Source organism: Serratia sp. Ser99 (genome assembly GCF_024519545.1).
Lineage (GTDB): Bacteria > Pseudomonadota > Gammaproteobacteria > Enterobacterales > Enterobacteriaceae > Serratia > Serratia liquefaciens.
On record NZ_JALJRT010000020.1, the window covers coordinates 1 to 25,801 of the forward strand.

Annotated in this window: 19 protein-coding genes and 1 pseudogene; 7 read left to right on the forward strand and 13 right to left on the reverse strand. The window is 56.4% G+C overall.

Annotation, left to right across the window (positions count from 1 at the left end):
* Both NR114_RS23530 and spy read right to left on the reverse strand, forming a co-directional pair.
* On the reverse strand, positions 1-2,392 hold a 2,392-nt coding region (locus NR114_RS23530; protein WP_256814524.1), incomplete at its 3' end, for an autotransporter serine protease.
* Positions 2,393-3,201: 809 nt separating this feature from the next.
* A complete protein-coding gene (gene spy / locus NR114_RS23535) occupies positions 3,202-3,699 on the reverse strand; it encodes an ATP-independent periplasmic protein-refolding chaperone Spy (RefSeq protein ID WP_020837467.1) in 498 nt (165 codons plus the stop codon).
* 611 nt (positions 3,700-4,310) lie between these two features.
* On the opposite strand from spy, the gene pdeR reads away from it, so the two are divergent.
* Positions 4,311-6,305, forward strand: a complete 1,995-nt coding sequence (pdeR, locus tag NR114_RS23540; protein WP_046374906.1) for a cyclic di-GMP phosphodiesterase — start codon at positions 4,311-4,313, stop codon at positions 6,303-6,305.
* Between the two features lie 16 nt (positions 6,306-6,321).
* Here pdeR and NR114_RS23545 read toward each other — a convergent pair whose 3' ends face one another.
* The gene (locus NR114_RS23545) at positions 6,322-7,188 is read right to left on the reverse strand and encodes a crotonase/enoyl-CoA hydratase family protein (RefSeq protein ID WP_020837470.1); all 867 of its coding nucleotides are present in this window, start codon (positions 7,186-7,188) and stop codon (positions 6,322-6,324) included.
* Between the two features lie 340 nt (positions 7,189-7,528).
* Between NR114_RS23545 and yhjD the strand changes: the two genes are divergently transcribed.
* The 3 genes and pseudogenes from yhjD to NR114_RS23560 form a co-directional block, all read left to right on the forward strand.
* Positions 7,529-8,548: an inner membrane protein YhjD gene (gene yhjD, locus NR114_RS23550; RefSeq protein ID WP_020837471.1), complete on the forward strand. Its 1,020-nt coding sequence runs from the start codon at positions 7,529-7,531 to the stop codon at positions 8,546-8,548.
* 328 nt (positions 8,549-8,876) lie between these two features.
* Entirely contained in the window at positions 8,877-10,199 is a 1,323-nt protein-coding gene (locus NR114_RS23555; RefSeq protein ID WP_020837472.1) for an MFS transporter, read from the forward strand.
* Between the two features lie 104 nt (positions 10,200-10,303).
* A pseudogene (locus NR114_RS23560) lies at positions 10,304-11,071 on the forward strand (CDP-diacylglycerol diphosphatase); the annotation flags it as partial.
* 29 nt (positions 11,072-11,100) lie between these two features.
* Here NR114_RS23560 and NR114_RS23565 read toward each other — a convergent pair.
* Both NR114_RS23565 and pdeH read right to left on the reverse strand, forming a co-directional pair.
* Entirely contained in the window at positions 11,101-13,134 is a 2,034-nt protein-coding gene (locus NR114_RS23565; protein ID WP_187962047.1) for an AsmA family protein, read from the reverse strand.
* A 98-nt stretch (positions 13,135-13,232) separates the two neighbouring features.
* Positions 13,233-14,018, reverse strand: a complete 786-nt coding sequence (pdeH, locus tag NR114_RS23570; RefSeq protein WP_020837476.1) for a cyclic-guanylate-specific phosphodiesterase — start codon at positions 14,016-14,018, stop codon at positions 13,233-13,235.
* Between the two features lie 146 nt (positions 14,019-14,164).
* Here pdeH and NR114_RS23575 point away from each other — a divergent pair, with 146 nt between their 5' ends.
* Together NR114_RS23575 and NR114_RS23580 are read left to right on the forward strand one after the other, a co-directional pair.
* Complete coding sequence (locus tag NR114_RS23575) at positions 14,165-14,368, forward strand: 2-hydroxymuconate tautomerase family protein (RefSeq protein WP_020837477.1); 204 nt, start codon at positions 14,165-14,167, stop codon at positions 14,366-14,368.
* A gap of 165 nt (positions 14,369-14,533) precedes the next feature.
* The gene (locus tag NR114_RS23580) at positions 14,534-15,466 is read left to right on the forward strand and encodes a sugar kinase (protein WP_046374903.1); all 933 of its coding nucleotides are present in this window, start codon (positions 14,534-14,536) and stop codon (positions 15,464-15,466) included.
* Positions 15,467-15,814: 348 nt separating this feature from the next.
* On the opposite strand, the gene ilvC is transcribed toward NR114_RS23580, so the two are convergent.
* Complete coding sequence (gene ilvC / locus NR114_RS23585) at positions 15,815-17,290, reverse strand: ketol-acid reductoisomerase (RefSeq protein WP_046374902.1); 1,476 nt, start codon at positions 17,288-17,290, stop codon at positions 15,815-15,817.
* Between the two features lie 168 nt (positions 17,291-17,458).
* Here ilvC and ilvY point away from each other — a divergent pair, with 168 nt between their 5' ends.
* On the forward strand, positions 17,459-18,358 hold the full coding sequence (gene ilvY, locus NR114_RS23590; RefSeq protein ID WP_020837481.1) for an HTH-type transcriptional activator IlvY: 900 nt from the start codon (positions 17,459-17,461) through the stop codon (positions 18,356-18,358).
* Between the two features lie 116 nt (positions 18,359-18,474).
* Here the strand turns inward: ilvY and NR114_RS23595 are convergent, their stop codons facing one another.
* The 7 genes from NR114_RS23595 to ilvL all read right to left on the reverse strand — a co-directional run bounded on the left by NR114_RS23595 (position 18,475) and on the right by ilvL (position 25,785).
* Complete coding sequence (locus tag NR114_RS23595) at positions 18,475-19,176, reverse strand: DUF2461 domain-containing protein (RefSeq protein ID WP_234528907.1); 702 nt, start codon at positions 19,174-19,176, stop codon at positions 18,475-18,477.
* Positions 19,177-19,197: 21 nt separating this feature from the next.
* Positions 19,198-20,742, reverse strand: coding sequence for a threonine ammonia-lyase, biosynthetic (gene ilvA, locus NR114_RS23600; RefSeq protein ID WP_116691605.1), 1,545 nt, complete (start codon positions 20,740-20,742; stop codon positions 19,198-19,200).
* 5 nt (positions 20,743-20,747) lie between these two features.
* On the reverse strand, positions 20,748-22,598 hold the full coding sequence (gene ilvD / locus NR114_RS23605) for a dihydroxy-acid dehydratase (RefSeq protein WP_048762615.1): 1,851 nt from the start codon (positions 22,596-22,598) through the stop codon (positions 20,748-20,750).
* A gap of 96 nt (positions 22,599-22,694) precedes the next feature.
* Entirely contained in the window at positions 22,695-23,621 is a 927-nt protein-coding gene (gene ilvE / locus NR114_RS23610; protein WP_020837487.1) for a branched-chain-amino-acid transaminase, read from the reverse strand.
* A 22-nt stretch (positions 23,622-23,643) separates the two neighbouring features.
* Positions 23,644-23,901, reverse strand: coding sequence for an acetolactate synthase 2 small subunit (gene ilvM / locus NR114_RS23615; protein WP_020837489.1), 258 nt, complete (start codon positions 23,899-23,901; stop codon positions 23,644-23,646).
* Positions 23,898-25,544, reverse strand: a complete 1,647-nt coding sequence (gene ilvG, locus NR114_RS23620) for an acetolactate synthase 2 catalytic subunit (protein ID WP_020837490.1) — start codon at positions 25,542-25,544, stop codon at positions 23,898-23,900. The genes ilvM and ilvG overlap by 4 nt, the downstream gene beginning before the upstream one ends.
* Positions 25,545-25,686: 142 nt before the next feature.
* Complete coding sequence (gene ilvL, locus NR114_RS23625; RefSeq protein ID WP_015962288.1) at positions 25,687-25,785, reverse strand: ilv operon leader peptide; 99 nt, start codon at positions 25,783-25,785, stop codon at positions 25,687-25,689.
* Positions 25,786-25,801: the final 16 nt, after the last annotated feature.

Below are 25,801 nucleotides of genomic sequence, written 5' to 3' on the forward strand. Positions count from 1 at the left end.
GCGCCGAGTCCAGCCCCACCAGCACGCCGTAGGTGGATGCCTGATAGCCCGTGGCGTTGGCATCGCCCGACGCATGGTCCCAGGCCCCCAGCAGCTGCGCCCAGGCGCCACCGTCGTCGTCCGCCTTGATGTCCGGCGAGGTCGCCAGCCCTTCCGCCTGCCGCAAACGGCCGTTCAGCGCGTCGCGCAGGTAGCGGCTGTCGTTCACCTGTGCCGAAGCGATATCCGCGTGGATCTGCCCCGACAGCTGGCGGAACGCCTGCCGCGCTTCCCCCGCCGAACCGGCGTTAAGGATGCTTTCAAACACCGGATTACCCGCCGCCAGCGCATCTGCCGCTGCCGCCACCGCCCGCTCGTTCTGCGTTGCCGCCACGCTGGCGAAGCTGGTGTCATTACGGCCGACGTTGAGCGTTACCTGATTCGGCTGGTAGGTCAGTTCGGCCCCCAGGAAGGGAGAGAAGGTAGATGTGGAGGTAAACTGCCCACTGATACCCTGCTGGGCGGTGAGAATGTTGAACTGCCGGCCGATCAGACTGCCTGCGTTGCCCTGCGAAAGTAGATTGACGTTTTTTTCTTGCAACACCGCCACCTCACCGCCGCCGATCGTTGCCGATCCGTTACTTTGGATCCGATCGCTCTGGCCGTTCGCTGCCACTTCCACCGCGTAACGGGAGCCTGGTTCGAAGCTGACGTCACGAGTCACGTTCAGCGTGCCGATCGAATTGCCCGGCGCCACGGTACCGCCGCTACGGGCAGTTAACGACCCTAGCGTACCGGAACCGCCCAGCACGCCGGCGCTTTGCACCGTCACGTCCGAAGTCACCGAGCCATTCACCGCCAGCAGGCCTTGATTGACCAGGGTTGGGCCTGCGTAGCGGTTATTGCCGGTCAGCACCAGTGTGCCGATGCCCAATTTGGTCAGGCCGCCATGGCCGGAAATATCGTTGCTCCAGACATCCAACCCGCAATGAATATCGTCACACACACGCTCGGTAGGTTTGCCTTTGTCCAGTACTGCACCGATGCCTGGCAGATTCACCACAAATTGCTCCGGGCCGTAGGCACCGCTCACGCGGAACTCCTCCGGGATATCCTGTTCGGTGACAAACATCCCCGGGCCGTGGATCGCTTTGCCCAAATCAATCATCCCCCAGCCGTAAAGCGCATCGATGCCCGGCGCGCCCATATCAACCGTGGTGGTCTTCAGCACCGAAGCCACCTGTGCGCCGGTCATATAGGGGAAGCGTTCCATCAGCACTGCAATGCTGCCTGCCACGTGCGGTGCGGCCATTGAGGTTCCGCTGTATTTGGCATAGCCGGTGGTCAGGTTATCTACGCTGTTGCCTTCGATAATCGAGCTGTACACCTTGCTGCCCGGAGCGGAAACACAGAAGCTGGCGGTATAGCCACAGCGGGAGGAGAAGCTGCTGATGCTGTAATCACCGGTGTTATTCGGATCCTGCAGGCTGGCGACCGACAGCCAATTCGGCGCGATCTCCGGCACGAAATAGGCCAAACCGGCCATCGCGTCCGGGTTATTCAGGTTGTAATCGTTACCGGCGGCAAAGATGGTGACAATGCCGCTGCGCGCCGCATCGATCGCCCCCTGATAAGCACCACCGGCTTTAGTACCGAGGATCTGTTTGATTTGGTCGAACTGTTTCTGCGCGTCGGCAAGGGTGAAATGCGGATAGGCTGGATCCTTGCCACCCTGATCAAATTTCTCGGTAATGCCGATACCCCAGCTGTTGTTGATGATGCGCGCACCGCTGGCGATCAACGCATTCCAACCTGCCTGATATACCGCGCCATCGTTGCCGAGAATGATGCCGTCTTCCGGCCCCGGATCCCCGTTCTCCGCACTGATGATTTGCGCGTTAAATGCCACACCGTGCATCTCGCCGCCGTCGCGGTTACCGGCGGCGATGCCGCCTACGTGGGTCCCGTGCGAGCCGAGAGTGCCGTCGGAATCCACGCTTGGCGTGCCGTCATAGCGAAATGCATCGCCTTTCTTCACCGGGATATAGGGGTCGGTATATTCGCGAATCCCCGTCGTGACCAGGTTGATCACTTTGTCCTGACTGCCGAACTCCGGGTGTTTGGCATATACCGGCTGATCGAAAATACCGAGCTTAACGCCTTTTCCGGTATAACCGGCGGCGTAGGCCTGATCGGCGTGGATGGCCCCCAGCCCCCATTCGGCATTAAATTCCTTACTGCGCCAACTGGCGGGATCGCCCTGCTTGCCATTCTCGATATAGGGCGCAGCCTGCGCCCCACCAATGGTTGCCAGGCAAAAAAGCATCGCGCTCCACTGGGCGCGGCTAACGCCAATTTCAGGCCAGCCGAAGGCCGCCTGAACAGGCTTGACTCCTCTACGTTTATTTTCCATCCCAGATACCGTCCATTGTTGTTTGCAAATGTTTTATTGGTTTTTTTGTGTAACAGTTTCGTAACACCAAATAAATAAAGCACAACAATCTCAAGCCCGCCTTATGGGTCAATAAGGCAAACGTCTAACGGGGGAACGTCATTGTTAGAAAAAAGGAAGGAAAGACATAAGGATTTTGAATGACCGAAAACGGGCGAGAAGAATGAGCCCCTCCTGGCGAGATGAAAAGCTAATTAAATGATAAATAGAAATAAATCAAATAACAAAAGCCGACAAACTCGCCTCCGTCGACCATTAAAAAAAAGCATAAAATGCGTTTATTATTTCTTTTAATTATAAGAATTATCAATATTCACTCAGTGAAATATGCTGGTTTACACGGAGCAGACCATTGAAAATTGGATTATCATGCTAACGGTTTTTTGCTGTTCATCGCATCTTCTTCACCTTGCGGAATAATGACTTTCGCCAGTAATGAATGCCTGCACAGGCGAAGTGCGCTTCATGATCCCGGGTGGCGGTGGACCCACATTGGACGCGCCGCGGCAGCCCTTCCGGGATCCACAGGCGCTGGCCGTTTTTATCGATACGCCGGGAGCCACTGTGCGGCCCACCAGCAAAAGATATGTTGGTAAAAACCGCTTATCATATTAATGACCCGCGTTTTGCCCAGATCGTGATCGAACAATTCCGCTCGGTTACTGGCGTGCCGAATGAGTTTCTTCCACGGGCCTTATCAACGGAAAGGTTCTTTAATCCAAAAAAAGGGCCAGAGAATTAATCTGGCCCTTTTTACTTACCGCATGAAATTATTTCTGTTCAGTCGTCATTTTCGACTTCATGTTATTCATGTGGTCCATCATTTTCTGTTCGCGTTTCTGATAATTCTCATTGTATTGTTTTTTCTGCTCTGGGGTCAGCAGGTTGTACATTTTATTTTCAGCTTTGGCGCGCTCCAGCATATGCTCGGACTGAGTTTTGCTGATGGCGTCAATTTGGGCTTTCGCTTTAGCTTCATCGAAGCTGTCGGAGGCGACCAGGCTATGCAAGGCCTGACGCTCCTCTTTCATACCCGCACCGCGTTTCTGATGCGACTCTTTCATGATATCGCGCATTTGTTGGCGCTGCTGTTCAGTCAGGTTCAGACCGGCGAATGGCCCGCCTTTACCCTCACCTTTGTGGTGCATCATTTTCATCGGAGTGGCATCTGTCGTCGCAGGTGCCGCTGTCGTATCTGCAGCAAAAGCCATGGAAGCAGAACCCAGAGCCAGAGTAGAAGCGACAAATAAAGCGGTCAGTTTACGCATGATCATTTCCTTAAAATTATTCTTCATCAGGAGCGCTGTACGTGAACAGGCTCATCTTTCGTCGGAGATAATAATAGGCCGATAAACATATAGTAATGCGATGGTGTGTAAATTTATTAAAGCCCGAAACAGGTTTATTCGACAATAATGAATGAATTATGGAGATGTTGTTTATTATCTGGAAATTTTGGTTTCCCCTGGCCTGACGATCACCTGATTTTGCTTTCCCCCCGATGGGGTTATTCCTGTCAATGCCCGTCTTTATTATAATTTAGGCTTATCCACTGCAACCGTCCTGCAACAAGATGACGACGGCATCGAAAGCAGCAATCGTACGAATCTCTCGAAAGCGCAGGTTCTCACTTACACTTAAGATTGTATCCACTCCCAGTGAGATCGTCAGGATCCGGTGCGCAACGCAGCCTTCTGCAGCGGCGGCAACGCGACGTTTACACTGCAAAACTAATTATTGGTTATATAATAGTTTCATCCTCTGCCCGTGAAAAACGTGTTATATGATGGAGATACGTGCACTACGGCCACTACCGAGCCAGAATTTGCTGCTGTGCCCATCGCACAGGCTGGCTGTCGTGCCATTTTGAGGAATCATCATGTTCGCAGACCAAGGCCCTATGCTTCTTAATGCCCACTTCGGCACCAACAGCCCATATTGGCGGTTGGCGTTTGACAGCAATGCCCTGGCGCTGTCGGCAGTGAAAGGCAAAACCCATATGGCCGTGGCGCTCAGCGCCATGCAGGCAGCCAAAATCCGCCGTCTGACCGGCATTACCGCCAGCCTTGATATCACCATCACGCTGGGGGGTGAGCCGATACATCTGCATCTGGTCGGGCGCAGGATCAATAATCAGGAATGGGCGGGTACCGCCTCGGCCTTCAGCGACACCCAATCGGTCGCCCGCGATCTGGTACACGGCCTGTCTTTTGCCGAACAGGTGGTGTCAGAAGCCAATTCGGTGATTGTGATTGTTGACCAACATGGTCGTATTCAGCGCTTTAACCGACTGAGCGAAGAGTACACCGGCCTGCACGAACATGATGTTATTGGTAAAAACGTCTTTCAGCTGTTTATGAGCCCGGAAGAAGCGGCGGCATCGCGGCGAAACATCGCCGGTTTTTTTCGCAACGGATCATCCTATGAGGTGGAACGTTGGATCAAAACGGTGAAGGGGGAACGGCTGTTCTTGTTTCGCAACAAGTTCGTCCACAGCGGCAGCGGTAAAAATGAGGTGTTCCTGATTTGCTCCGGCACCGACATCACCGAAGAGCGTCGCGCTCAGGAACGACTGCGGGTGTTGGCCAATACCGACATTATTACCGGCCTGCCCAATCGCAATGCCATTCAGGACAAAATCACCCAGGCAATCGCCGCACGCGACGGCAATCATGTCGGTCTGGTGTATCTCGATCTCGACAACTTTAAAAAAGTGAATGACGCCTACGGCCATATGTTCGGCGACCGTTTATTGGTGGAGGTGTCGTTGGCGGTGCTTGGCTGCCTCGCGCCAGACCAAACCCTGGCTCGCCTGGGGGGCGATGAGTTTCTGGTTCTTGCCCAGCAGGCCGATCGCGAGATGCTGCAACGGCTGGCCCAGCGCATTATCGACCGCTTGAAGACCCCCTTTCGTATCGGCCTTATCGAGGTCTATACCGGCTGTTCGATTGGCATTGCGCTATGCCCCGAACATGGTAACGATCTCGACAGCCTGATCCGCAGTGCTGATACCGCCATGTACGTCGCCAAAGAGCACGGCAAACGCACCTATACCGTGTTCTCGCCGGAAATGAACAAACGCGTCGCGGAATACATGTGGCTGGATACCAACCTGCGAAAGGGGTTGGAACAAGATCAACTGGTGGTGTACTACCAGCCCAAAATCGAGGCGCTCAGCGGCAAGGTGTGCAGCGTAGAAGCTTTGGTGCGTTGGGATTCACCCGAGCGCGGCCTGATCCCACCGTTGCAGTTTATCTCTTATGCCGAAGAATCCGGTCTGATAGGCCCACTCGGGCGCTGGGTGCTGCAAACCGCCGCCAGACAGGCCGCACAGTGGCAGCGACAAGGCTTGAATCTGCGGGTGGCAGTGAATCTTTCCGCACGGCAGTTGGTTGATGATTCCATCGTTGAAGATCTCGCTCAGGTATTGCAGTGCAATCACCTGGCCCCCTGCCTGCTCGACTTCGAACTCACGGAAAGCAGCCTGATTGAGGATGAAAAACGTGCCCGCGAGGTGATCACGCGGTTACGCGATCTGGGAGCGCAGGTGCATCTCGATGATTTTGGCACCGGCTACTCTTCTTTGGCCCAGTTGGCCCGCATTCCGCTGGATGCCATCAAGCTGGATAAAAGCTTCGTGCGCGGGGTGAATTGCAATCCGGTTTCGCAGTCGCTGGTGCGCGCCATCGTCGCGGCGGCCGAAGCGCTCAGGTTCCGGGTGATTGCCGAAGGTGTAGAGACCGAAAGCGAAAATCAGTTTCTGGATGAAGTCGGTGTGGATGAGAAACAAGGATTTCTGTTTGCGCGGCCAATGCTCCCGGACCAGTTGGAACATTGGCTGCAATCTTATTGCCCGCATCCCTCCTCAGCCTGATGCGGGCCAGGTAATGTTAGCCTGCACGACGCAGGTTTAGCGTGTGGCGGTCTTGTAGCATAACCAGACGCTCGATATAGGCACGATCTTTCTCCTCGATGGTGAAGGCCGAATGCACCCAATCCTCGGTAATATCCATCAGCTCCGAACGCGTGAGCTGCAGCACCCGCTGACGGGCGCGTAGCATGGCGCGCATCCCGTTCAATTTGGGCCGGATGGTATCGATGAAGGTGCGGGTCGCCACATAAGCATCGCCGGGCTGGAACAACTGATCGACCAGGCCACGGCTTTCAAACCATTCCGCGGTGTGCGACTCGCCCCCCCAGATCAGCTCTTCCGCCAGGCGCATACCTGCCTTGCGTGCCACCAGCGAATATCCCCCCATGCCGGGGAATAGGTTGAACGCAATTTCCGGAAAACCCATCCGCGCGTTGTTCTGTGCCAGCACGAAATGGTGCGCCAACGCCGCTTCGAAGCCGCCCCCCAGGGCGCTGCCCTCCACCATCGCAATGCTGACCGCACCGGTATCAAACCCGCGCGCCGCCGCATGCACGCAGTCAATGCAGGCACGTGCGTAAGCCATCATCGCCTCGCGCTTGCGGTTTTTAATGGCCTCGGCAAAGAACTGCAGATCGCCACCGACGTTGAACATATTGGGCACCAGCGATCCGGTGACCCAAAAATCAAACTGCAATGAAGACTCTTTTGCTGCCTGCGCCAGCGTCATGATGTCTTCGATTAACGCCTGATTGAAGCAAGGGCGCGGTTCAGCACGCAGCAGCATCCACATGATGTGCCGTTCCTCCTCATAGTAGGCGGATATCTGGGTCAAATTGCCCGCTTCGGTAAACGGGCGACAGGTGGGGTGATTAAGTAATTTCATATGACCTTCCATTTTCTCTCGTGTTAACAGTTGAAACCGTTCCAGCCCCTACGGCTGCAGTTGCGCGGCGACTGGTAAACCGTCGCGCCACATCATGAGTAAACGCTTTCTTAGTGATGAAACAGATAAAAATTGAAGGTCGGAGAATGAAAAAAACCGCGCTGGAACGCGGCTGACATAAGAATTTTACCCATCGGCAGGCTGCAACATTTCACCGGGGGAGTGAACGCGCTAAGCTCACAAATTAGCCGGTTACCGGCCCCGGCGGCCAAAACGACGAGCCTTTTGGCTATAATCAACATTGAGACAGCCTATTTATCGTTAAGGATATCGTGACGTAATGCCTACAGGATCAGATAAAGACCCCCGTCAGCCCAACAGTGAAGCGCCGCAAAAACCGCTGATCGACATCAAGACCGGCCACCAGACCCTTGACCGGCGCATTTCCGGATTTTCACGCCTGGTCGAACGCATCAAGGCCTGGCCAAGCATCGCTCACCTGCTGCGCGCCACCGAGCGCTTTAACGATCGCCTGGGCAGCCAATTCGGCGCCGCCATCACCTATTTCTCGTTTCTTTCGCTGATCCCGATTCTGATGGTGTCGTTTGCCGCCGTCGGTTTTGTGTTGGCATCCAATCCGGACCTGCTCACCGGGCTGATCAATAAAATCGTCGGCAGCATCAGCGATCCGACCCTGGCCGGCACGCTGAAAAACACCGTCAATACCGCCATTCAGCAACGTACCACCGTGGGGCTGACCGGCCTGGCGCTGGCGCTGTATTCGGGGATCAGTTGGATGGGCAACCTGCGAGAGGCGATCCGTGCACAGTCGCGTGACGTCTGGGAGCGCAATCCGCAGGATCAGGAAAAAATCTATTTCAAATACACCCGCGATTTTATCTCGCTCACCGGTCTGGTGGTGGCGCTGATTATCACCCTGACGTTGACCTCCATTGCCGGTTCGGCGCAGGCGGCGATCGTGCAGGCGCTGGGTCTGGAAGGCATAGAATGGCTGCGACCGGCCATGACGCTGATTGCGCTGTCGATCTCCATCTTTGCCAACTACCTGCTGTTTTTGTGGATCTTCTGGATGCTGCCACGGCATAAGCCGAAGAAAAAAGCGTTGCTGCGGGGCACGCTGCTTGCCGCTATCGGTTTCGAAGTGATTAAGTTTGTGATGACCATGACGCTGCCACAGGTGGCTAAATCCCCTTCCGGGGCAGCCTTTGGTTCGGTGATTGGGCTGATGGCGTTTTTCTATTTCTTCGCCCGTCTGACGCTGTTTTGCGCCGCCTGGATCGCCACCGCGCAATATAAAGAGGATAAAACCCTGCCAACCTCAGAACAATCCGCGCCGTAAATCAACGCAATCATACCGGCCACTTTCCTGTGGCCGGTTTTTTATTTTGCATTTAAGCAATTAAACCAGCATATAAAACCAATAAGAAACCCGCTCACCTGCCAAAACCAGCATAACAAACTACAGCCTAACTTTTCTTTTCGCCTTTTACAGATGTTCAGTCTGCGAATCATTCATTTGGCAACGTTAAAATCTATGCGGAAACGCAGTGATGAAACATTAAGCTTTTTAACCGGTTAATCGCCGCATTGTACAAAGTTTCGTCATTGAAAAGGCATTTTGCTGTGACTAAGATGGATTTTTACAAATTCAAAATATAAGAAATATTATGCAAGCCTCCATCGCACCAACTCTGGACGCCGACGACGCGTCAACACCGGTTAACTCACGCGGAAAAGTGATTGTCGCCTCGCTGGTCGGGACCGCTATCGAGTTTTTCGATTTTTACATTTACGCCACCGCTGCGGTGATCGTTTTCCCGCATATCTTCTTCCCACAGGGCGATCCCACGACCGCCACGCTGCAGTCGCTGGCCACTTTCGCCGTCGCTTTCGTTGCACGCCCTATTGGTTCGGCGCTGTTCGGCCACTTCGGCGATCGCGTTGGGCGTAAGGTGACCCTGGTCGCCTCACTGCTGACCATGGGGATTTCCACCGTGCTGATCGGCCTGCTGCCAAGCTACGAAACCATTGGTATCTTCGCGCCAATCCTGCTGGCGCTGGCGCGCTTCGGTCAGGGTCTGGGCCTGGGCGGGGAATGGGGCGGCGCAGCCTTGCTGGCCACCGAGAATGCCCCGGCCAGAAAACGGGCGCTGTACGGTTCCTTCCCGCAGCTGGGCGCGCCTATCGGCTTCTTCTTCGCCAACGGGACCTTCCTGCTGCTCTCCTGGTTGCTGACTGACCAGCAGTTTATGGAATGGGGCTGGCGCGTGCCGTTTATTCTGTCCGCCGCGCTGGTGCTGATCGGGCTGTACGTACGAGTGTCACTGCATGAAACACCGGTATTCGCCAAGGTGGCAAAAGCCGGCAAGCAGGTGAAAATTCCGCTCGGCACCCTGCTCAGCAAGCACCTGAAGGTGACGATCCTCGGCACCTTCATCATGCTGGCAACCTATACGCTGTTCTACCTGATGACGGTCTACTCGATGACCTATGGCACCACGCCGCAGCCGCTGGGCTTGGGTTATTCGCGCAACAGCTTCCTGTGGATGCTGATGGTGGCGGTGATCGGCTTTGGCGTTATGGTACCGATTGCCGGTCTGCTGGCTGACGCCTTTGGCCGTCGCAAGACCATGATCGTCATTACTCTGCTGATGATCGCCTTCGCTTTCCTGTTCCCGAGCATGCTGGGTTCCGGAAACCAGGCGCTGGTGATGGGCTTCCTGCTGTGCGGCCTGAGCATCATGGGGTTGACCTTCGGCCCGATGGGCGCGCTGCTGCCGGAGCTGTTCCCGACGGAGGTTCGCTATACCGGCGCATCCTTCTCCTATAACGTCGCGTCAATCCTCGGGGCTGCGGTAGCGCCTTATATCGCCACCTGGCTGGCAACGCACTACGGCCTGTTCTATGTCGGTCTGTACCTGGCGGCCATGGCCAGCCTGACGCTGATCGCCCTGCTGTTGATGAAAGAGACCCGAGACAAGTCGCTGTAACCCTGTTCTACTTACGCGGCCCCCATCAGGCGGGCCGCACTTCCCGTATTGTCTCCTGTCATAAAATCGGACTATGCTGAACCCTTCCTCTTTGACAGAAATGGAAATCAATAATGTCTCTGCGCCGCAGACTGTTTTGGTACGTTGTGCCATTGGTGGTGATCGCCATTGCGCTGGCTGGCTGGTTCTGGCTAATACCCTCCAATTCAAACGCGCTATGGCGTATCGTCAGCCAACAGTGCCTGCCCAATCAACAAGCGCATAACAACCCCGCCCCCTGCGCGCAGGTCGACCCACAGGCCGGTTTTGTGGTGTTTAAGGATCGCAACGGGCCACTGCAGTATTTACTGATGCCAACGGCCAAAATCACCGGCATTGAAAGCCCGCAGGTGCTGGAAGCCACCACCCCAAACTTCTTTGAGCAAGCCTGGGCGGCACGGCATTTTATGGCGGATAAATACGGCAAAGAGATTGATGACGCCGATATTTCGCTGGCGATTAACTCGCAATATGGCCGAACGCAGAATCAGTTGCATATTCATATCTCCTGCCTGTTACCGGCGGTAAAAACGCAGTTGGCGCGATATGCGACAGAATACAGTGAACAGTGGGAACCCATGCCCGGCGGTTTACTGGGGCATGACTATCTGGTGCGCAAGGTCACCGCTAATGATCTGAAAAAACAGGGGGCTTTCCGCCTGCTGGCGAAAGGGGTACCACGATCCGAAGGCCGTATGGGCAGTTTTGGCCTGGCAATGACCGCATTGCCGGGCGGCGACTTCCTACTGCTGGCCACCGAGCGCAGCCTGCTGCCGTTTACCCTGGCCTCGGCGGAAGAAATTCAGGATCACGACTGCCGGGTTCTGCAATAAAAATGGCCCGCAGTGCGGGCCATTAGCGATCATTTTTTCTTCTTCATCTGCTGCAGAATTTGTCCGCACTGGTTTTCCTCACCGCCTTCGCTCGGCGAAACCAGCGCCAACAATGCCGCTGCAGGCGTCAACACCACGCCCAGCGCCACTGCCGCAGCACCGCGCGCAATCAGCGGACCAGCCTTCACCCCAGCGTCCGGATGCGCGAAGGTGCCTTTCACATACAGCGGCGAACGCAGCGTCAGCACCCGCATCCCCTTACTTTCCGGATCGATGGACAGGTCCAACCGCTCCGTGGCCAGATTGGTATTGCCGCTGATATTGATAATCGCGTTCTCGGTATCGAACACAAACAGCCGCGGTGCCGCCACGCCGGTGCTGATCCCGATGTCCGCCGCCGCACAGTTAATGCCCACGACGTCGTCGCCAAAGAGCTGCGCTACCAGATAGTTACCGACGTTGAGCCCGAGAATTTCCATCAGGCTACGGCTGATAACCCCATTGTTAATCACCATCCGCAGATCGCCGCTGCTGGTCGCCAGCAAGTCCGCCACCGAGTTGCCAGTGCCGGTGAGTTTGGCATCGCCGTTCAGCTGGCCCAGGCTACGTTTCATCGATCCCACGTTCGGCAACAGCTGCTTGAGCTGGAATTTCCGCGCGTGCATATCCACCCGACCCTGCATCGGATTCTTGCTGCCGTCGAGGCGCAGGGTGGCGTTGAGGTTACCGCCCGCCACGCCGAACCGCAGCGGATCCATCAGGATGGCGCCGTTGTTCAACTGCAGATGGGTATAGAGGTCGCTCAGCGGCAGCGAGCTGCCGTGCTCAATGCGCTTGGCGGTGAATTTGACGTCCGCATCCATCACCTTCCAGCTTTGGGTTTCAAACTTTTCTACCGGCAGCACCTTGCCGGCCGGCTGACGGCTTTTTTCGCCGCGTCCGGCTTTTTCGGTGTTGGAGTCCGCGCCAATCAACGGCGCCAGATCGGCGAAGCGCAGCTGCTTCGACAGTACCTCACCGCTTAGCTTCGGCCGGGGCTTGCTGGCGACATAGGTCAAATCACCGTGAATATCGCTGTCGCCGATTTTGCCGTCGAATTTTTGGTACTGGAATACGGCCCCGCCTTTCTCGTGCAGGCGAGCACTCAGGTGACCGTCGGTGGAGTAAGGCGGAGTATTCGGCAGCAGCACGCCGGTAAGGCCATACAGATTCCCCAGACTGTCACCGGAGAATTTAAGCTGCAAGTCCAGCCCGCCGAGGTTCATCGGGTCGGACAGCGTACCTGCTACCACCACCCGGGTTGAGCCGGAACGCACATCTGCCTGCAGCGGGAATGGCGAGTCGGCACTTTGTAACGACAGCATACCGCCGATCTTGCCGCTGCCGGCCAGCGGCTCACCGTTATAGGTCCCCTTCACCTTCCAACCGAAAACATAGTCAGGCGTGATGGCTTTGCTGGCGTCTTTTTTGCCCGTCACTTCGCTGAACGGCAAAGGTTTGCCGAGGGGGTCAATCTCAGCGCGGAAATCGGCCTTCAGCGTGGCGTCTTTAAAAGCAATCTGACCCTTATCGAATACGATGTCATGAACGTTCACCGTCCAGTCGGACGGGGGCTGATTGGGATCGCCGGCCAGGTTAAAGGTCCAGTTATTCTCGCCATTGGCCAGACGCCGCAGGCTCGCGTTCGGCTGCTTCAGCCAAATACGCGGGATCAGCACCTCTTTGCCCAATAACGCCAGTGGCGAGATGCTGGCTTCGACGCGCTGCAACTGGACCATAGTGTCGCCCGGGATATTTTCCGGGTTACCCAGCACGATATCTTCGGCATGAATACGCGGCCATGGCACCCAGGCACGCCAACCGCCTTCATCCTTATCACGTGTCCACGCCACACCCAAGTCGCCACGGATAGCGAACGGACGGTGCAATTCGGCAGACACCTTGTCGTTAATGGTCGGTTTGAGGCGATTCCAGTCGAAGGCCAGTGCAAAGATCACCAACGCGACGATGATCAGCAGCACAATACCGCCCACCCAAGTGAACGCCTTTCCTGTTTTTGTCATAATGGCTCCCTGAACGCGAAACTTGCCAACAATTGATAAGCAACTGTTATCAAGCCTAGCCGAGGATAGGCCAGAGTTCACGCTTTAGGGGACGAGGATCAGGCAGTCGGCACGGAAAACAATCTGGGCAAGGTTTGCAGAGTGTCGAAATGGGCCGGACGGGAAAGGTAGTACCCCTGCGCCGCCAGGGCACCAGAGCGCTGTACCAGCAGCCATTCCTGCTCGGTTTCCACTCCTTCTACAATCACTCCTTCGCTGTGCTGATTCATTATTCTGACCAGCGTGGAGAGCAGTTGAATGCCATCCTCCGTCTGCTTAAGCAGGGTGAACAATTCACGCGCCACCTTGATGTATTGATAGCGCCAGGTACTGACGGCGGAGAAATTCGCCAGCCCGCTACCGAAGTCATCCAACCACAGCCGCTCGGCCCCGGCAATCTGCTGCAACGGGCCGTTCAACGCCATTCCCGCGTGCTCCACCAGTTCGAAGCGCAGATAAGGCATGCTGGCAATCTGTCGTTGCAACACGTCGTGCCGCTGAAGCGCCTGCAATGCTATGCCGTCGATATTGACCGATACCATCAACGCGTGACGGGTCAACAACGGCTGCCAGTGCTGGAGCAACGTCAGCTGTTCCTGAATGATCTGCAGGCGCTTGCGCACGTCAAGGGCGGCAAAATAGTGCTCCGGCGACAGCGGTTTGTCCGGTGCGTCAGGATGAGACACCGCCGTCAGCAGTTCGAGTGCCAGCAGAGTGCCACAGGTGCGGTAGATCGGCTGAAAAGTATACTGCCGCCGGCATTGCCGCCAAAAATGCTGTGCTTTTATATGTGTGCATACGGCAAGGAATGGCGCCAGCAGACCAGAAATCATCTTGGTTGTCATTGGGACTATCGCCATCGAAGGGACATGAAAACGCTCAGTCTGCGTGATTGCTTCCCTGGGTTTATCGGCAGCAGGCGATAAAACTTTAAGCGACGGCAAAAGCCTTCTACAGTGAATAGCGATAACAAAAAACCAAGGAAAAAAACATGCCCTACGTAAATATCAAAATTACCCGTGAAGGTGCGACAGCGGAGCAAAAGAAACAGCTGATCGCCGGCGTGACACAACTGCTGGTGGATACGCTGGGGAAGAATCCGGCCACCACCGTGGTCGTCATCGATGAAGTAGAAACCGACAACTGGGGCATCGGCGGCAAATGCGTCACCGAGCTGCGCGCAGCCGCTAAATAACGGCGGACTCTTTTCTGCGGATCGGGAAATTTTTCAGTTTCCCGATCGTCGTCATAATTAAATTAAAACGTTGTTTTATTTTCGTTGACTCCCTCGCCCCTTGCCTTGAGACTGGATGGGTTTCGCATTCATTCACCTTCTTCTTTCAGCCAGGGCTCGTTGACTATGACCACCCAGAATCTTGCCGTGATCGGCGAATGCATGATTGAACTGTCGCAAAAAGGCGCGGACCTTAGCCGCGGCTTTGGCGGCGATACGCTAAATACTGCCGTATACATCGCCCGCCAGGTGGCAGAAAGCACGCTGCAGGTGCATTACGTTACCGCGCTCGGCACCGACAGTTTCAGCGATGAGATGCTGCACGCCTGGCAACAGGAGAAGGTCAATACGCGCCTGGTTCAACGGCTGGAAAACAAGCTGCCGGGCCTGTACGTGATCGAAACCGATGAGGCCGGCGAACGCACTTTCTATTACTGGCGCAATGACGCCGCCGCCCGTTACTGGCTGGCCAGCCCACAGGCGGAGACGTTATGCGAACAACTGGCCCACTTCGATTATCTATACCTTAGCGGCATCAGCGTGGCGATCCTCGACGCGGCCAGCCGCACCAAGCTGCTGGCATTACTGCGCCAGTGCCGCGCCAACGGCGGCAAGGTCATTTTCGATAACAACTATCGCCCGCGGCTGTGGCAAAACCGGGAAGAAACGCAGCAGGCTTATCGCGAGGTGCTGGCCTGCACCGATATCGCCTTCCTGACGCTGGATGACGAGGATTTGCTGTGGGGCAAACAGCCGGTGGAACAGGTGGTGCAACGCACGCAGCAGTTGGGCGTAATGGAGATTGTGATCAAACGCGGGGCAGAGGCCTGCCTGGTGTTCAGCGCCGAAGGCACCGAATTTGAAATCCCGGCGGTACGGCTGCCGAAAGAAAAAGTAGTGGATACCACGGCGGCCGGGGACTCTTTCAGCGCGGGTTACCTGGCGGTACGCTTAACCGGCGGCGACGCCGTGCAAGCGGCGCAGCGCGGTCATCTCACCGCCAGCACGGTGATCCAGCATCGTGGCGCCATTATCCCACTCGCAGCCATGCCGCAATGAATCCTGTTCCGTAGAAATGCGAAAGGCCAGCAATAATGCTGGCCTTAGTCTGATGACAAACACCCGAAAAACGTGGTTTTCGGATGTTTGGGGTAAATCAGAAGACATAATCCTTTGTTTTTATTCGTCCTCAGATCAGGACTTTTAACTGCATAGGACTTTGTCAGCAATCTGAGGCCAGCAATAATGCTGGCCTTTTTATTGGGCTCGAAAACCCATCTTAATACCCTATGGATTTCAGGTTGTAGCCAGGTGCCAAGCTATCTCATCCCCAGGAGCTTACCTTAGTCAGCGACTGGGGTGTGATAGTGCAGGTAACAACGCTACAGCCTGAAAGACGACGGGTATTTAGCCTGCTACCGCGATACGTTTCATATCCGTCATATAACCACGCAGCTTACGGCCAACGGATTCGATTGGGTGATTGCGCACCGCTTCGTTCACGTCACGCAGTTGCGCGTTATCTACGGAAGTCCCGGCCACGGATTTGCCCAGATCACCCGCCTGCAGGGTAGTCATGAACTCTTTCAGCAATGGCACTGCCGCGTTGGCAAACAGGTAGTTGCCGTACTCGGCGGTATCAGAGATAACCACGTTCATTTCGTACAGACGCTTACGCGCAATGGTGTTGGCGATCAGCGGCAGTTCGTGCAGTGATTCGTAGTAAGCAGATTCTTCGATGATACCTGCGTCAACCATGGTTTCAAACGCCAGCTCAACACCGGCTTTCACCATTGCCACCATCAGTACGCCGTGGTCAAAGTATTCCTGCTCGCTGATTTTACCTTCGAACTGCGGCGCGTTTTCGAACGCCGACTTGCCGGTCTCTTCACGCCAGTTCAGCAGCTTCACGTCGTCTTCTGCCCAGTCGGCCATCATGCCGCTGGAGAAGGCACCGGAGATGATGTCGTCCATGTGCTTCTGGAACAGCGGCGCCATGATCTCTTTCAGTTGCTCGGACAGCGCATAAGCACGCAGTTTCGCCGGGTTGGACAGACGGTCCATCATCAGGGTGATACCGCCCTGCTTCAGCGCTTCGGTGATGGTTTCCCAACCGAACTGGATCAGTTTTTCTGCATAAGCCGGGTCGGTACCTTCAGCAACCAGTTTATCGAAGCACAGCAGTGAACCTGCCTGCAGCATGCCGCACAGAATGGTCTGCTCGCCCATCAGGTCAGACTTCACCTCGGCGACGAAGGAAGACTCCAGAACGCCGGCGCGGTGACCGCCGGTCGCGGCAGCCCATGCCTTGGCAATCGCCATGCCTTCGCCTTTAGGGTCGTTTTCCGGGTGAACCGCAATCAGGGTCGGTACGCCGAAACCACGTTTGTATTCTTCACGCACTTCGGTGCCCGGACATTTTGGCGCAACCATCACCACGGTAATGTCTTTACGTACTTGCTCACCCACTTCAACGATGTTGAAGCCGTGAGAGTAGCCCAGCGCCGCGCCGTCTTTCATCAGCGGCTGTACGGCACGCACTACCGAGGTGTGCTGCTTGTCCGGCGTCAGGTTAACCACCAGGTCGGCCTGCGGGATCAAGTCTTCGTAAGTCCCTACTTTGAAGCCGTTTTCGGTCGCTTTACGCCATGAAGGACGCTTTTCGTCGATAGCTTCTTTACGCAGGGCATAAGCCACATCCAGCCCCGAGTCACGCATGTTCAAGCCTTGGTTCAGACCCTGTGCGCCACAGCCGACAATCACCACTTTTTTGCCCTTCAGGTAGCCGGCTTCATCAGCGAATTCTTCACGTGCCATAAAACGGCATTTACCCAATTGCGCCAACTGCTGACGCAGGTTCAATGTGTTGAAATAGTTAGCCATGGTGGTACTCCAGTTAGATGTTGTGTCTTGCATGTTATTTTCATTCCCCGCCTGTCTGTGCGGAGATTCGTTAAACTCAATGTATAACAGGAAACGCGTTGCTTAAATTGATATATTACGAATGTGATATTGCAATTTATGCAACACTCTTGCTGCGAGCGTACTGATATGGATTTGCGTGATTTAAAGCTGTTCCTTCATCTGGCCGAAAGCCACCATTTTGGCCGCACCGCCAAGGCGATGCACGTCAGTCCGTCGACGCTTTCCCGCCAGATCCAACGGCTGGAAGAGATCCTCGGGCAGCCGCTGTTTTTACGCGATAACCGCACCGTGCAGCTCACCGATGCCGGCGAGCAGCTAAAAGACTTTGCCCAGCAGACGCTGTTGCAATACCAGCAGCTGAAGCATTCTCTCGGCCAGCACGGCCCTTCGCTGAGCGGCGAGCTGCGGTTGTTCTGCTCGGTCACCGCCGCCTACAGCCACCTGCCGCCGATCCTGGACCGCTTCCGCGCGCAACATCCGCTGGTAGAAATTAAACTCACCACCGGTGACGCTGCCGACGCCGTCGATAAGGTTCAGTCCAACGAAGCCGATCTGGGCATTGCCGGCCGGCCTGAAACCCTGCCCACCAGCGTAGCCTTCACCAAAATCGGCGAGATCCCGCTGGTATTGATTGCCCCGGCGCTGCCCTGCGCCGTGCGCAGCCAGGCATTTGCCGAGCAGCCCGACTGGGCCAATATTCCGTTTATCCTGCCGGAGCATGGCCCGTCGCGAAAACGTATCGAGCTGTGGTTCCGTCGCCAGCGCATCGCCAATCCGCTGATTTACGCCACCGTCGGCGGCCACGAGGCGATTGTTTCCATGGTGGCACTGGGCTGCGGCATCGCACTGATCCCCGGCGTGGTAGTGGACAACAGCCCGGAGCCGGTACGTAACCGCATCTCACAGTTAGAAAACATCTCCATGGTCGAGCCGTTCGAACTGGGCGTCTGCGTGCAGAAAAAACGCCTCAGCGATCCGCTGATCGACGCTTTCTGGCGCTTGTTATTAACGGTCAAAAATCCTTAAATCGACACCATTACTTTTAAACACGATCAGTTGAAATGCGAGATAGAAATACCCCAAAGATTTCATGTTGCAGCTAGTGCAGCCAACAACGCTGCAGCTTGAAAGACGACGGGTATTTAGAGATCTGCCGGATCGACTTGTTTCATCGCCTCTACCTGCATCAACCAATGGTAAAGCGGCTCCAACTGCTGAAAAGCTTGCGCCAGCGTCTGCGTTAGCCCGGCGTTGAATAACGTCTCCACCTGGCTGTCGGTGACCATCACCGCAAAAGATTTGCGGTTGTACCAGGTGGCAATGTCTGCCGCCTGCTCTTTAACCAGCGGGCGTTTGTAGCTTTCTCCCACCAGCTCGAACGGCGGCTGACAGCAGGCCGCGACCTCGAGAAAAGGCTGCGGCCGACGCTGCAGCGTATGACGAAACAGATCCATGGTTTGCTTGTTGGCACTGTAATAACCCAGCCCATAGCGCAACATGTCCGGCCCCAGTTCGAAGAAATAAACCGGGGCATCCTTCCAGTCTTTGCTCGGCCGTTTGAACGTCAACCACATGCGGCTGCGATAACGTGATTTATCGTGAGAAAAACGCGTGTCGCGGTGAATGCGCGACAGCGTTTTGCCGATCGCCGGGCGGGTTTCAAACTGCGGATCGATCGCCAGCATCGTCGGGGCAAGCTCAGTCACCAGCGAGCGGAACGGCGTCAGCAGCTCACGATCGTAAACGCCGCGGTTGCCTTCAAACCATTCCTTGTCGTTCTCGATCCGCACCTGCTGAAGAAAATTCAGGCCCTGCTGGCTAAAGCCGTTAAATTTATCCGTCATGCGCCGTCCTTGTCGGTTCCCTTAGCCCTGCAAAAAGAAGCGGAACGCCGGGTTATCGGTTTCATCGTGGCAGTCGTAGCCCAGCGCCTGCAAATGCTGCTCAAACTCAGGTTCGGTCTGCGACAGCTCAAAACCAGCCAGCACGCGGCCAAAATCGGTGCCGTGGCTGCGGTAATGGAACAGCGAGATGTTCCAATGGGTGCCCAGAGTTTGCAGGAACTTCAGCAGCGCGCCCGGCGACTCCGGGAACTCAAAGCTGTACAGCCGCTCGCGCAGGGGTTTCGAAGGACGCCCACCGACCATGTAGCGCACATGCAGTTTGGCCATTTCGTCATCGGACAGATCCACCACCTGATAACCGTCGGCGTTCAGCTCGTCGATGATTTCCAGGCGTTCGGCATGGCCACGCGTCAGGCGGACACCGACGAAGATGCACGCGTTGTCCGCATCGGCGTAACGGTAGTTGAACTCGGTCACCGACCGGCCGCCCAGCAGTTGGCAAAACTTCAGGAAGCTGCCTTTCTGCTCAGGAATGGTCACTGCCAGCAGGGCTTCGCGTTGTTCGCCCAATTCGCAGCGTTCAGATACATAACGCAAGCCGTGGAAGTTCAGGTTGGCACCGGACAGCACGTGCGCCAGGCGCTCGCCCTGGATGTTGTGCTGCTGAACGTATTTCTTCAGCCCGGCCAATGCCAGCGCGCCGGAGGGTTCGGCAATGGCACGCACGTCTTCAAACAAATCTTTGACCGCCGCGCAGATAGCGTCGCTGTCGACGGTGATCACGTCGTCCAGATATTCCCGGCACAGGCGGAAGGTTTCGTCACCGATGCGCTTCACCGCCACGCCTTCGGCAAACAGTCCGACTCGCGCCAAATCTACCGGATGCCCGGCGTCCAGCGCCGCGCGCAGGCAGGCGGAGTCTTCCGCCTCCACGCCGATCACTTTGATCTGCGGCATCAGCTGTTTGATTAACACCGCAACACCCGCCGCCAGACCACCACCGCCAACCGGAACAAACACCCGGTCGAGATGCGCGTCCTGTTGCAGCAGCTCCATCGCCAACGTGCCCTGCCCGGCGATCACCGTTGGGTGATCGAACGGGGGAACGAAGGTCATGCCCTGCTTGTGCGAAAGCTCAATTGCCCTGGCCTTGGCTTCATCAAAGTTGGCGCCGTACAACAGTACTTCGCCGCCGAAACCGCGTACCGCATCCACTTTGATGTCTGCGGTGGACACCGGCATGACGATCAGCGTTTTGATCCCCAGGCGTTTTCCGGAGTAGGCCACGCCCTGCGCATGGTTGCCGGCCGAAGCCGTTACCACGCCGCGCGCTTTCTGCTCTTCGTTCAGGCTGGCGATCATGGCATAGGCCCCGCGCAGCTTGAAGCTGTGCACCGGCTGACGATCTTCGCGCTTCACCAGAATGGTGTTGCCGAGGCGCGAAGAAATTTTGCTCATGGCCTGTAACGGAGTGACCTGAGCCACCTCGTATACCGGCGAGCGGAGCACCGCTCGCAAATACTCCGCGCCGCAGGGGGCGTCGGGTAGGGGTTGCGATACCGCCATGATACTTAGCCTCCCAGCTTGCTCTTGTCGCGTACTGCACCTTTGTCAGCGCTGGTTGCCAACATGGCATAGGCACGCAGCGCCAAGGAAACCTGACGCTCACGGTTTTTCGGTGTCCAGGCGCGATCGCCACGTGCCAGCTCAACTTCACGGCGTGCCGCCAGTTCGCTGTCCGAAACGTCCAGCACCATGCTGCGTTGAGGAATATTGATGTCGATCATGTCGCCATCTTCGATCAGCGCAATCAGGCCGCCGCTGCCCGCTTCCGGTGAAACGTGGCCGATTGACAGGCCCGAGGTGCCGCCGGAAAAACGTCCGTCGGTGATCAGCGCACAGGCTTTGCCCAGGCCCATGGATTTCAGGTAGGTGGTTGGGTAAAGCATTTCCTGCATGCCCGGTCCGCCTTTCGGCCCTTCGTAGCGGATCACCACTACGTCACCGGCAACCACTTTGCCGCCGAGGATAGCGTCCACCGCCGAGTCCTGGCTTTCGTACACTTTGGCCGGACCGCGGAAAGTCAGGTTGTCTTTATCGACGCCGGCGGTCTTAACGATGCTGCCGTCTTGCGCCATGTTGCCGTACAGCACGGCCAAGCCGCCATCCTGGCTGAACGCATTTTCCAGCGAGCGGATACAGCCCTCTGCGCGATCGTCGTCCAGCGTATCCCAGCGGCAGTCCTGCGAGAACGCCTGGGTGGTACGAATGCCCGCCGGACCGGCGCGGAACATTTTTTTCACCGCCTCATCCTTGGTCAGCATGATGTCATACCGCTCCAGCGTCTGTGGCAGGGTCAGGCCCAGTATGTTGTTTACATCGCGGTTCAACAGTCCTGCGCGATCCAGCTCACCGAGGATCGCCAGCACGCCACCGGCACGGTGCACGTCTTCCATATGGTATTTCGGGGTGCTTGGCGCCACTTTACACAGGTGCGGCACCTTGCGTGACAGGCGGTCGATATCTTCCATGGTGAAATCAATTTCGCCCTCCTGCGCCGCGGCCAGCAGGTGCAGCACGGTGTTGGTCGAGCCGCCCATGGCGATATCCAGCGTCATGGCGTTTTCAAACGCCGCCTTGTTGGCGATGCTGCGCGGCAGTGCGCTTTCATCGTCCTGTTCGTAATAGCGCTTGGTCAGGGCAACGATGCGTTTACCTGCGTTGAGGAACAGATCCTTACGGTCGGCATGGGTCGCCAGCAGCGAGCCGTTGCCCGGTTGCGAGAGGCCCAGCGCTTCGGTCAAACAGTTCATTGAGTTGGCAGTGAACATGCCGGAACAGGAACCACAGGTCGGGCAGGCGGAGCGTTCGATTTGTTCGCTGTCGGCGTCGCTGACGTTCGGGTTAGCCCCCTGGATCATTGCGTCCACCAGATCCAGCTTGATGATTTGATTGGAGAGCTTGGTTTTACCGGCTTCCATCGGGCCGCCGGAAACGAAAATCACCGGAATGTTCAGGCGCAATGACGCCATCAGCATGCCCGGGGTGATTTTGTCGCAGTTGGAAATGCACACCATCGCATCCGCGCAGTGAGCATTCACCATGTATTCCACCGAGTCGGCGATCAGTTCGCGTGACGGCAAGGAATAGAGCATGCCACCGTGGCCCATGGCGATACCGTCATCCACCGCAATGGTATTGAACTCTTTGGCAACGCCGCCTGAGGCTTCGATCTGTTCTGCAACCAGCTTGCCCAAATCACGCAGATGCACATGGCCCGGAACGAACTGGGTAAATGAGTTGACCACCGCAATAATGGGTTTGCCAAAATCGTCGTCGGTCATTCCGGTCGCGCGCCATAATGCGCGGGCACCCGCCATGTTGCGGCCGTGGGTGGTGGTGGCGGAACGGTACTTAGGCATGCTCTTCACTCCAAATGTATTTATTACAGGCGGCGAACGAACCGCCTGGATATTCTTGTCTGTCTGTCGTTTTACCCTAACAGGTAACGTCGTTATTTATGGGTTTACCGGATCCAGCCAGCCGTATTTGTCTTCGGTCTTGCCGGTAAACAGGCCAAAGAACGCCTGTTGAATTTGTTTGGTCACCGGGCCGCATTTGCCAATGCCGACCTGGATGCCGTCGACGCTGCGCACCGGGGTGATTTCCGCCGCGGTGCCGGACATGAACACTTCGTCGGCCAGGTACAGCGATTCGCGGGACAGCACCTGCTCACGCACTTCGAAGCCCATGTCTTTCGCCAGTTTGATGATGGCGTCGCGGGTAATGCCCGGCAGCGCGGAAGAGGTGAACGGCGGGGTGAACAACACGCCGTCTTTCACTTCAAACAGGTTCTCGCCTGCCCCTTCGGAAATATAACCGTGCACGTCGAGCGCAATCCCTTCCTGATAACCGTGGCGGCGCGCTTCGCTGCCCACCAGCAGGGAGGAAAGGTAGTTACCACCGGCTTTGGCCGCGGTGGGGATGGTATTTGGCGCCACGCGGTGCCAGGACGAAACCATCGCATCGATGCCTTGCTCCAGCGCTTCTTCACCCAGGTACGCGCCCCAAGGAAACGCCGCGATAATCACGTCTGTCTTGTAGCCAGCTGGCGGGTTAACCCCCATGCCGACGTCGCCCACAAACACCAGCGGGCGAATATAAGCGCTGACCAGGTTGTTTTTACGCAGCGTAGCGCGACAGGCTTCCATCAGCTCATCAACGCTTTGTGATACCGGCATGCGGTAGATTTTTGCCGAGTCGTGCAGGCGTTGCATATGCTCGCGGTGACGGAACACCACCGGGCCTTTATGGGAGTCATAGCAACGAACGCCTTCAAACACCGAAGTGCCGTAGTGCAGCGCATGCGACATCACGTGCACTTTGGCGTCAGCCCAGGGAACCATCTCACCATTGAACCAAATGTAATCGGCTTTCTTCGTCATTGTTCTTTATCCTTCTCACGCATCAGGCGCTTATTTGTTGTGATGTTTGCTGTTGGATCTCAACGCAGGAGACGTCCATCAGTTTGCTCAACTGAGATGACAGTAGATCCACCGGGCGCTGGCTGGCAACGGTCAATTCAATATTAATCTTGTCGGTATTTGACGCCGAAACCATATTCATAGCACAAACCTGAAAGCCACGATGACGCACGACGCGCAATACGCGCTCTAACATTTCAGGGCGAAAACGGGCCTGGATTGAGAGTTGATGCTGCATCATGAGATTTTCTCCAACATGGTTTCGTTACCGGCACCCGGCGGCACCAGCGGCCAGACGTTTTCGAGTTCATCGATCGACACATGCAGCAGGTAGGGCCCTTCGCTGTTGAATAAGGCGTCGAGCGCGTCTGCCACCTGGTCTTTACGGGTGATACGCTGGCCGGGAATGCCAAAGGCGTTGGCCAACATCAGGAAATCGGGGTTATCGGAGAGATTGGTTTCGCTGTAACGCCCGTCAAAAAACAGCTGCTGCCACTGGCGAACCATGCCTAAACGCTGGTTATCCAGTAATACGATTTTCAGCGGCAGCTGTTTGCGTTTTATGGTGCCCAGTTCCTGTACGTTCATCATGAAGGAACCGTCGCCCGATACGCAGATCACCGTATCCTCAGGGCGCGCCATCTGGGCGCCAACCGCGGCCGGTACGCCGAACCCCATAGTGCCCAGGCCGCTGGAGGTGATGAAATTCTCCGGGCGCTCGAAGGTCATGTGCTGCGCACTCCACATCTGGTGCTGGCCCACGTCGGTAGTCACCACGCTGTTGGCCGGCTTGCGCTCGGACAGCTGTTTCAACAACAGCGGCGCGTAGATCGGCTGGCCCGGATGATCATAACGCCAGGTGTGGGCTTCCTTCAGCTCAACCACCCGCTGCTGCCAGGCGGCAATCTTCAGCGGCTGCTGCAACGCCGGCAGCAAGGCCTTCAAGTCGCCTTCCAGCGCAACGTGTGCCTGACGCAATTTGCTCATTTCCGCCGGGTCGATATCCATGTGGATCACTTTGGCATGCGGCGCGAACGCATTCAGTTTCCCGGTCACGCGGTCGTCGAAACGCGCGCCGACAGCGATCAGCAGATCGCACTCCTGCACCGCCAGGTTGGCACCCTTGGTACCGTGCATGCCCAGCATACCGAGGTAATACGGGTGAGCAGCATCCGCCGCGCCCAACCCTTTCAGCGTGACAACGTTGGGCATTTGAGTCACCGCGATAAACTCACGCAGTGCCGGTACCGCCTGCGCCATGCCTACGCCGCCGCCGATGTATAACATCGGTTTGTGAGCCTGCGCCAGCAACTCGGCGGCCTGCGCCACCTCCGCCGCCGGGTAATGCAACTCTTCGACGACCGGCACCAGGTGCGGGTGCAGCTCGCCGTGGGCCAGTTGGATGTCTTTCGGGATGTCGATCAGCACCGGGCCAGGGCGGCCGCTACAGGCGATGGCAAAGGCTTCCGCCATGATGCCCGGCAGCGCGTCCAGTGATTCCACCAGGAAGCTGTGTTTGGTGCAGGCCAGAGACAGGCCGAGAACATCGATCTCCTGAAAGGCATCGGTGCCAATCAGCGCGGAACCCACCTGGCCGGTGATGGCCACTACCGGAACCGAATCCAGCAGCGCATCGGCCAGGCCGGTGATCAAATTGGTGGCGCCGGGACCAGAGGTGGCGATACAAACGCCGACTTTGCCGGTTGCGCGGGCATAACCAATGGCAGCCATTGCGGCGCCCTGTTCGTGGCGGCACAGTAGGTGTTCTACCCCACCGTCATACAATGCATCGTAGACCGGCATGATTGCGCCACCTGGATAGCCGAATACCTTATCAACTCCCTGTGCACGCAATGCTTGTACTACCCACTGAGCCCCGTTCATAGTTATTTCCCCGCCTTACTTCGACAACTGCAGGATTTTGTTCTGTTATTCATATTCTTATCCTCGCTTCACTTTTCTCTTGCCAATAAAAAACCCCCGGACCTTTCGGTGCGGGGGTTCTCTTGCGATTCCGGCTTGTTTTCTAAGCCATTCTTCGTCCAAGTGCAGCCCCGCACGGTGGGATAATAATCACCACCACGCTAATCACGACTAGGCTAATCACTTGGGCAAAGGCTTTCATAATGGGTTTGTTCACT

What these genes read in the sequence shown, in the direction of transcription:
- NR114_RS23545 (WP_020837470.1), bottom strand. Translation starts at nt 7,188, where the DNA reads ATGAAATTACTTAATCACCCCACCTGTCGCCCGTTTACCGAAGCGGGC.
- yhjD (WP_020837471.1), top strand. Translation starts at nt 7,529, where the DNA reads ATGCCTACAGGATCAGATAAAGACCCCCGTCAGCCCAACAGTGAAGCG.
- ilvM (WP_020837489.1), bottom strand. Translation starts at nt 23,901, where the DNA reads ATGATGCAGCATCAACTCTCAATCCAGGCCCGTTTTCGCCCTGAAATG.
- ilvC (WP_046374902.1), bottom strand. Translation starts at nt 17,290, where the DNA reads ATGGCTAACTATTTCAACACATTGAACCTGCGTCAGCAGTTGGCGCAA.
- ilvA (WP_116691605.1), bottom strand. Translation starts at nt 20,742, where the DNA reads ATGGCGGTATCGCAACCCCTACCCGACGCCCCCTGCGGCGCGGAGTAT.
- ilvY (WP_020837481.1), top strand. Translation starts at nt 17,459, where the DNA reads ATGGATTTGCGTGATTTAAAGCTGTTCCTTCATCTGGCCGAAAGCCAC.
- NR114_RS23565 (WP_187962047.1), bottom strand. Translation starts at nt 13,134, where the DNA reads ATGACAAAAACAGGAAAGGCGTTCACTTGGGTGGGCGGTATTGTGCTG.
- ilvE (WP_020837487.1), bottom strand. Translation starts at nt 23,621, where the DNA reads ATGACGAAGAAAGCCGATTACATTTGGTTCAATGGTGAGATGGTTCCC.
- pdeH (WP_020837476.1), bottom strand. Translation starts at nt 14,018, where the DNA reads ATGACAACCAAGATGATTTCTGGTCTGCTGGCGCCATTCCTTGCCGTA.
- NR114_RS23595 (WP_234528907.1), bottom strand. Translation starts at nt 19,176, where the DNA reads ATGACGGATAAATTTAACGGCTTTAGCCAGCAGGGCCTGAATTTTCTT.
- pdeR (WP_046374906.1), top strand. Translation starts at nt 4,311, where the DNA reads ATGTTCGCAGACCAAGGCCCTATGCTTCTTAATGCCCACTTCGGCACC.
- NR114_RS23575 (WP_020837477.1), top strand. Translation starts at nt 14,165, where the DNA reads ATGCCCTACGTAAATATCAAAATTACCCGTGAAGGTGCGACAGCGGAG.
- ilvD (WP_048762615.1), bottom strand. Translation starts at nt 22,598, where the DNA reads ATGCCTAAGTACCGTTCCGCCACCACCACCCACGGCCGCAACATGGCG.
- NR114_RS23555 (WP_020837472.1), top strand. Translation starts at nt 8,877, where the DNA reads ATGCAAGCCTCCATCGCACCAACTCTGGACGCCGACGACGCGTCAACA.
- ilvL (WP_015962288.1), bottom strand. Translation starts at nt 25,785, where the DNA reads ATGAAAGCCTTTGCCCAAGTGATTAGCCTAGTCGTGATTAGCGTGGTG.
- NR114_RS23580 (WP_046374903.1), top strand. Translation starts at nt 14,534, where the DNA reads ATGACCACCCAGAATCTTGCCGTGATCGGCGAATGCATGATTGAACTG.
- spy (WP_020837467.1), bottom strand. Translation starts at nt 3,699, where the DNA reads ATGCGTAAACTGACCGCTTTATTTGTCGCTTCTACTCTGGCTCTGGGT.
- ilvG (WP_020837490.1), bottom strand. Translation starts at nt 25,544, where the DNA reads ATGAACGGGGCTCAGTGGGTAGTACAAGCATTGCGTGCACAGGGAGTT.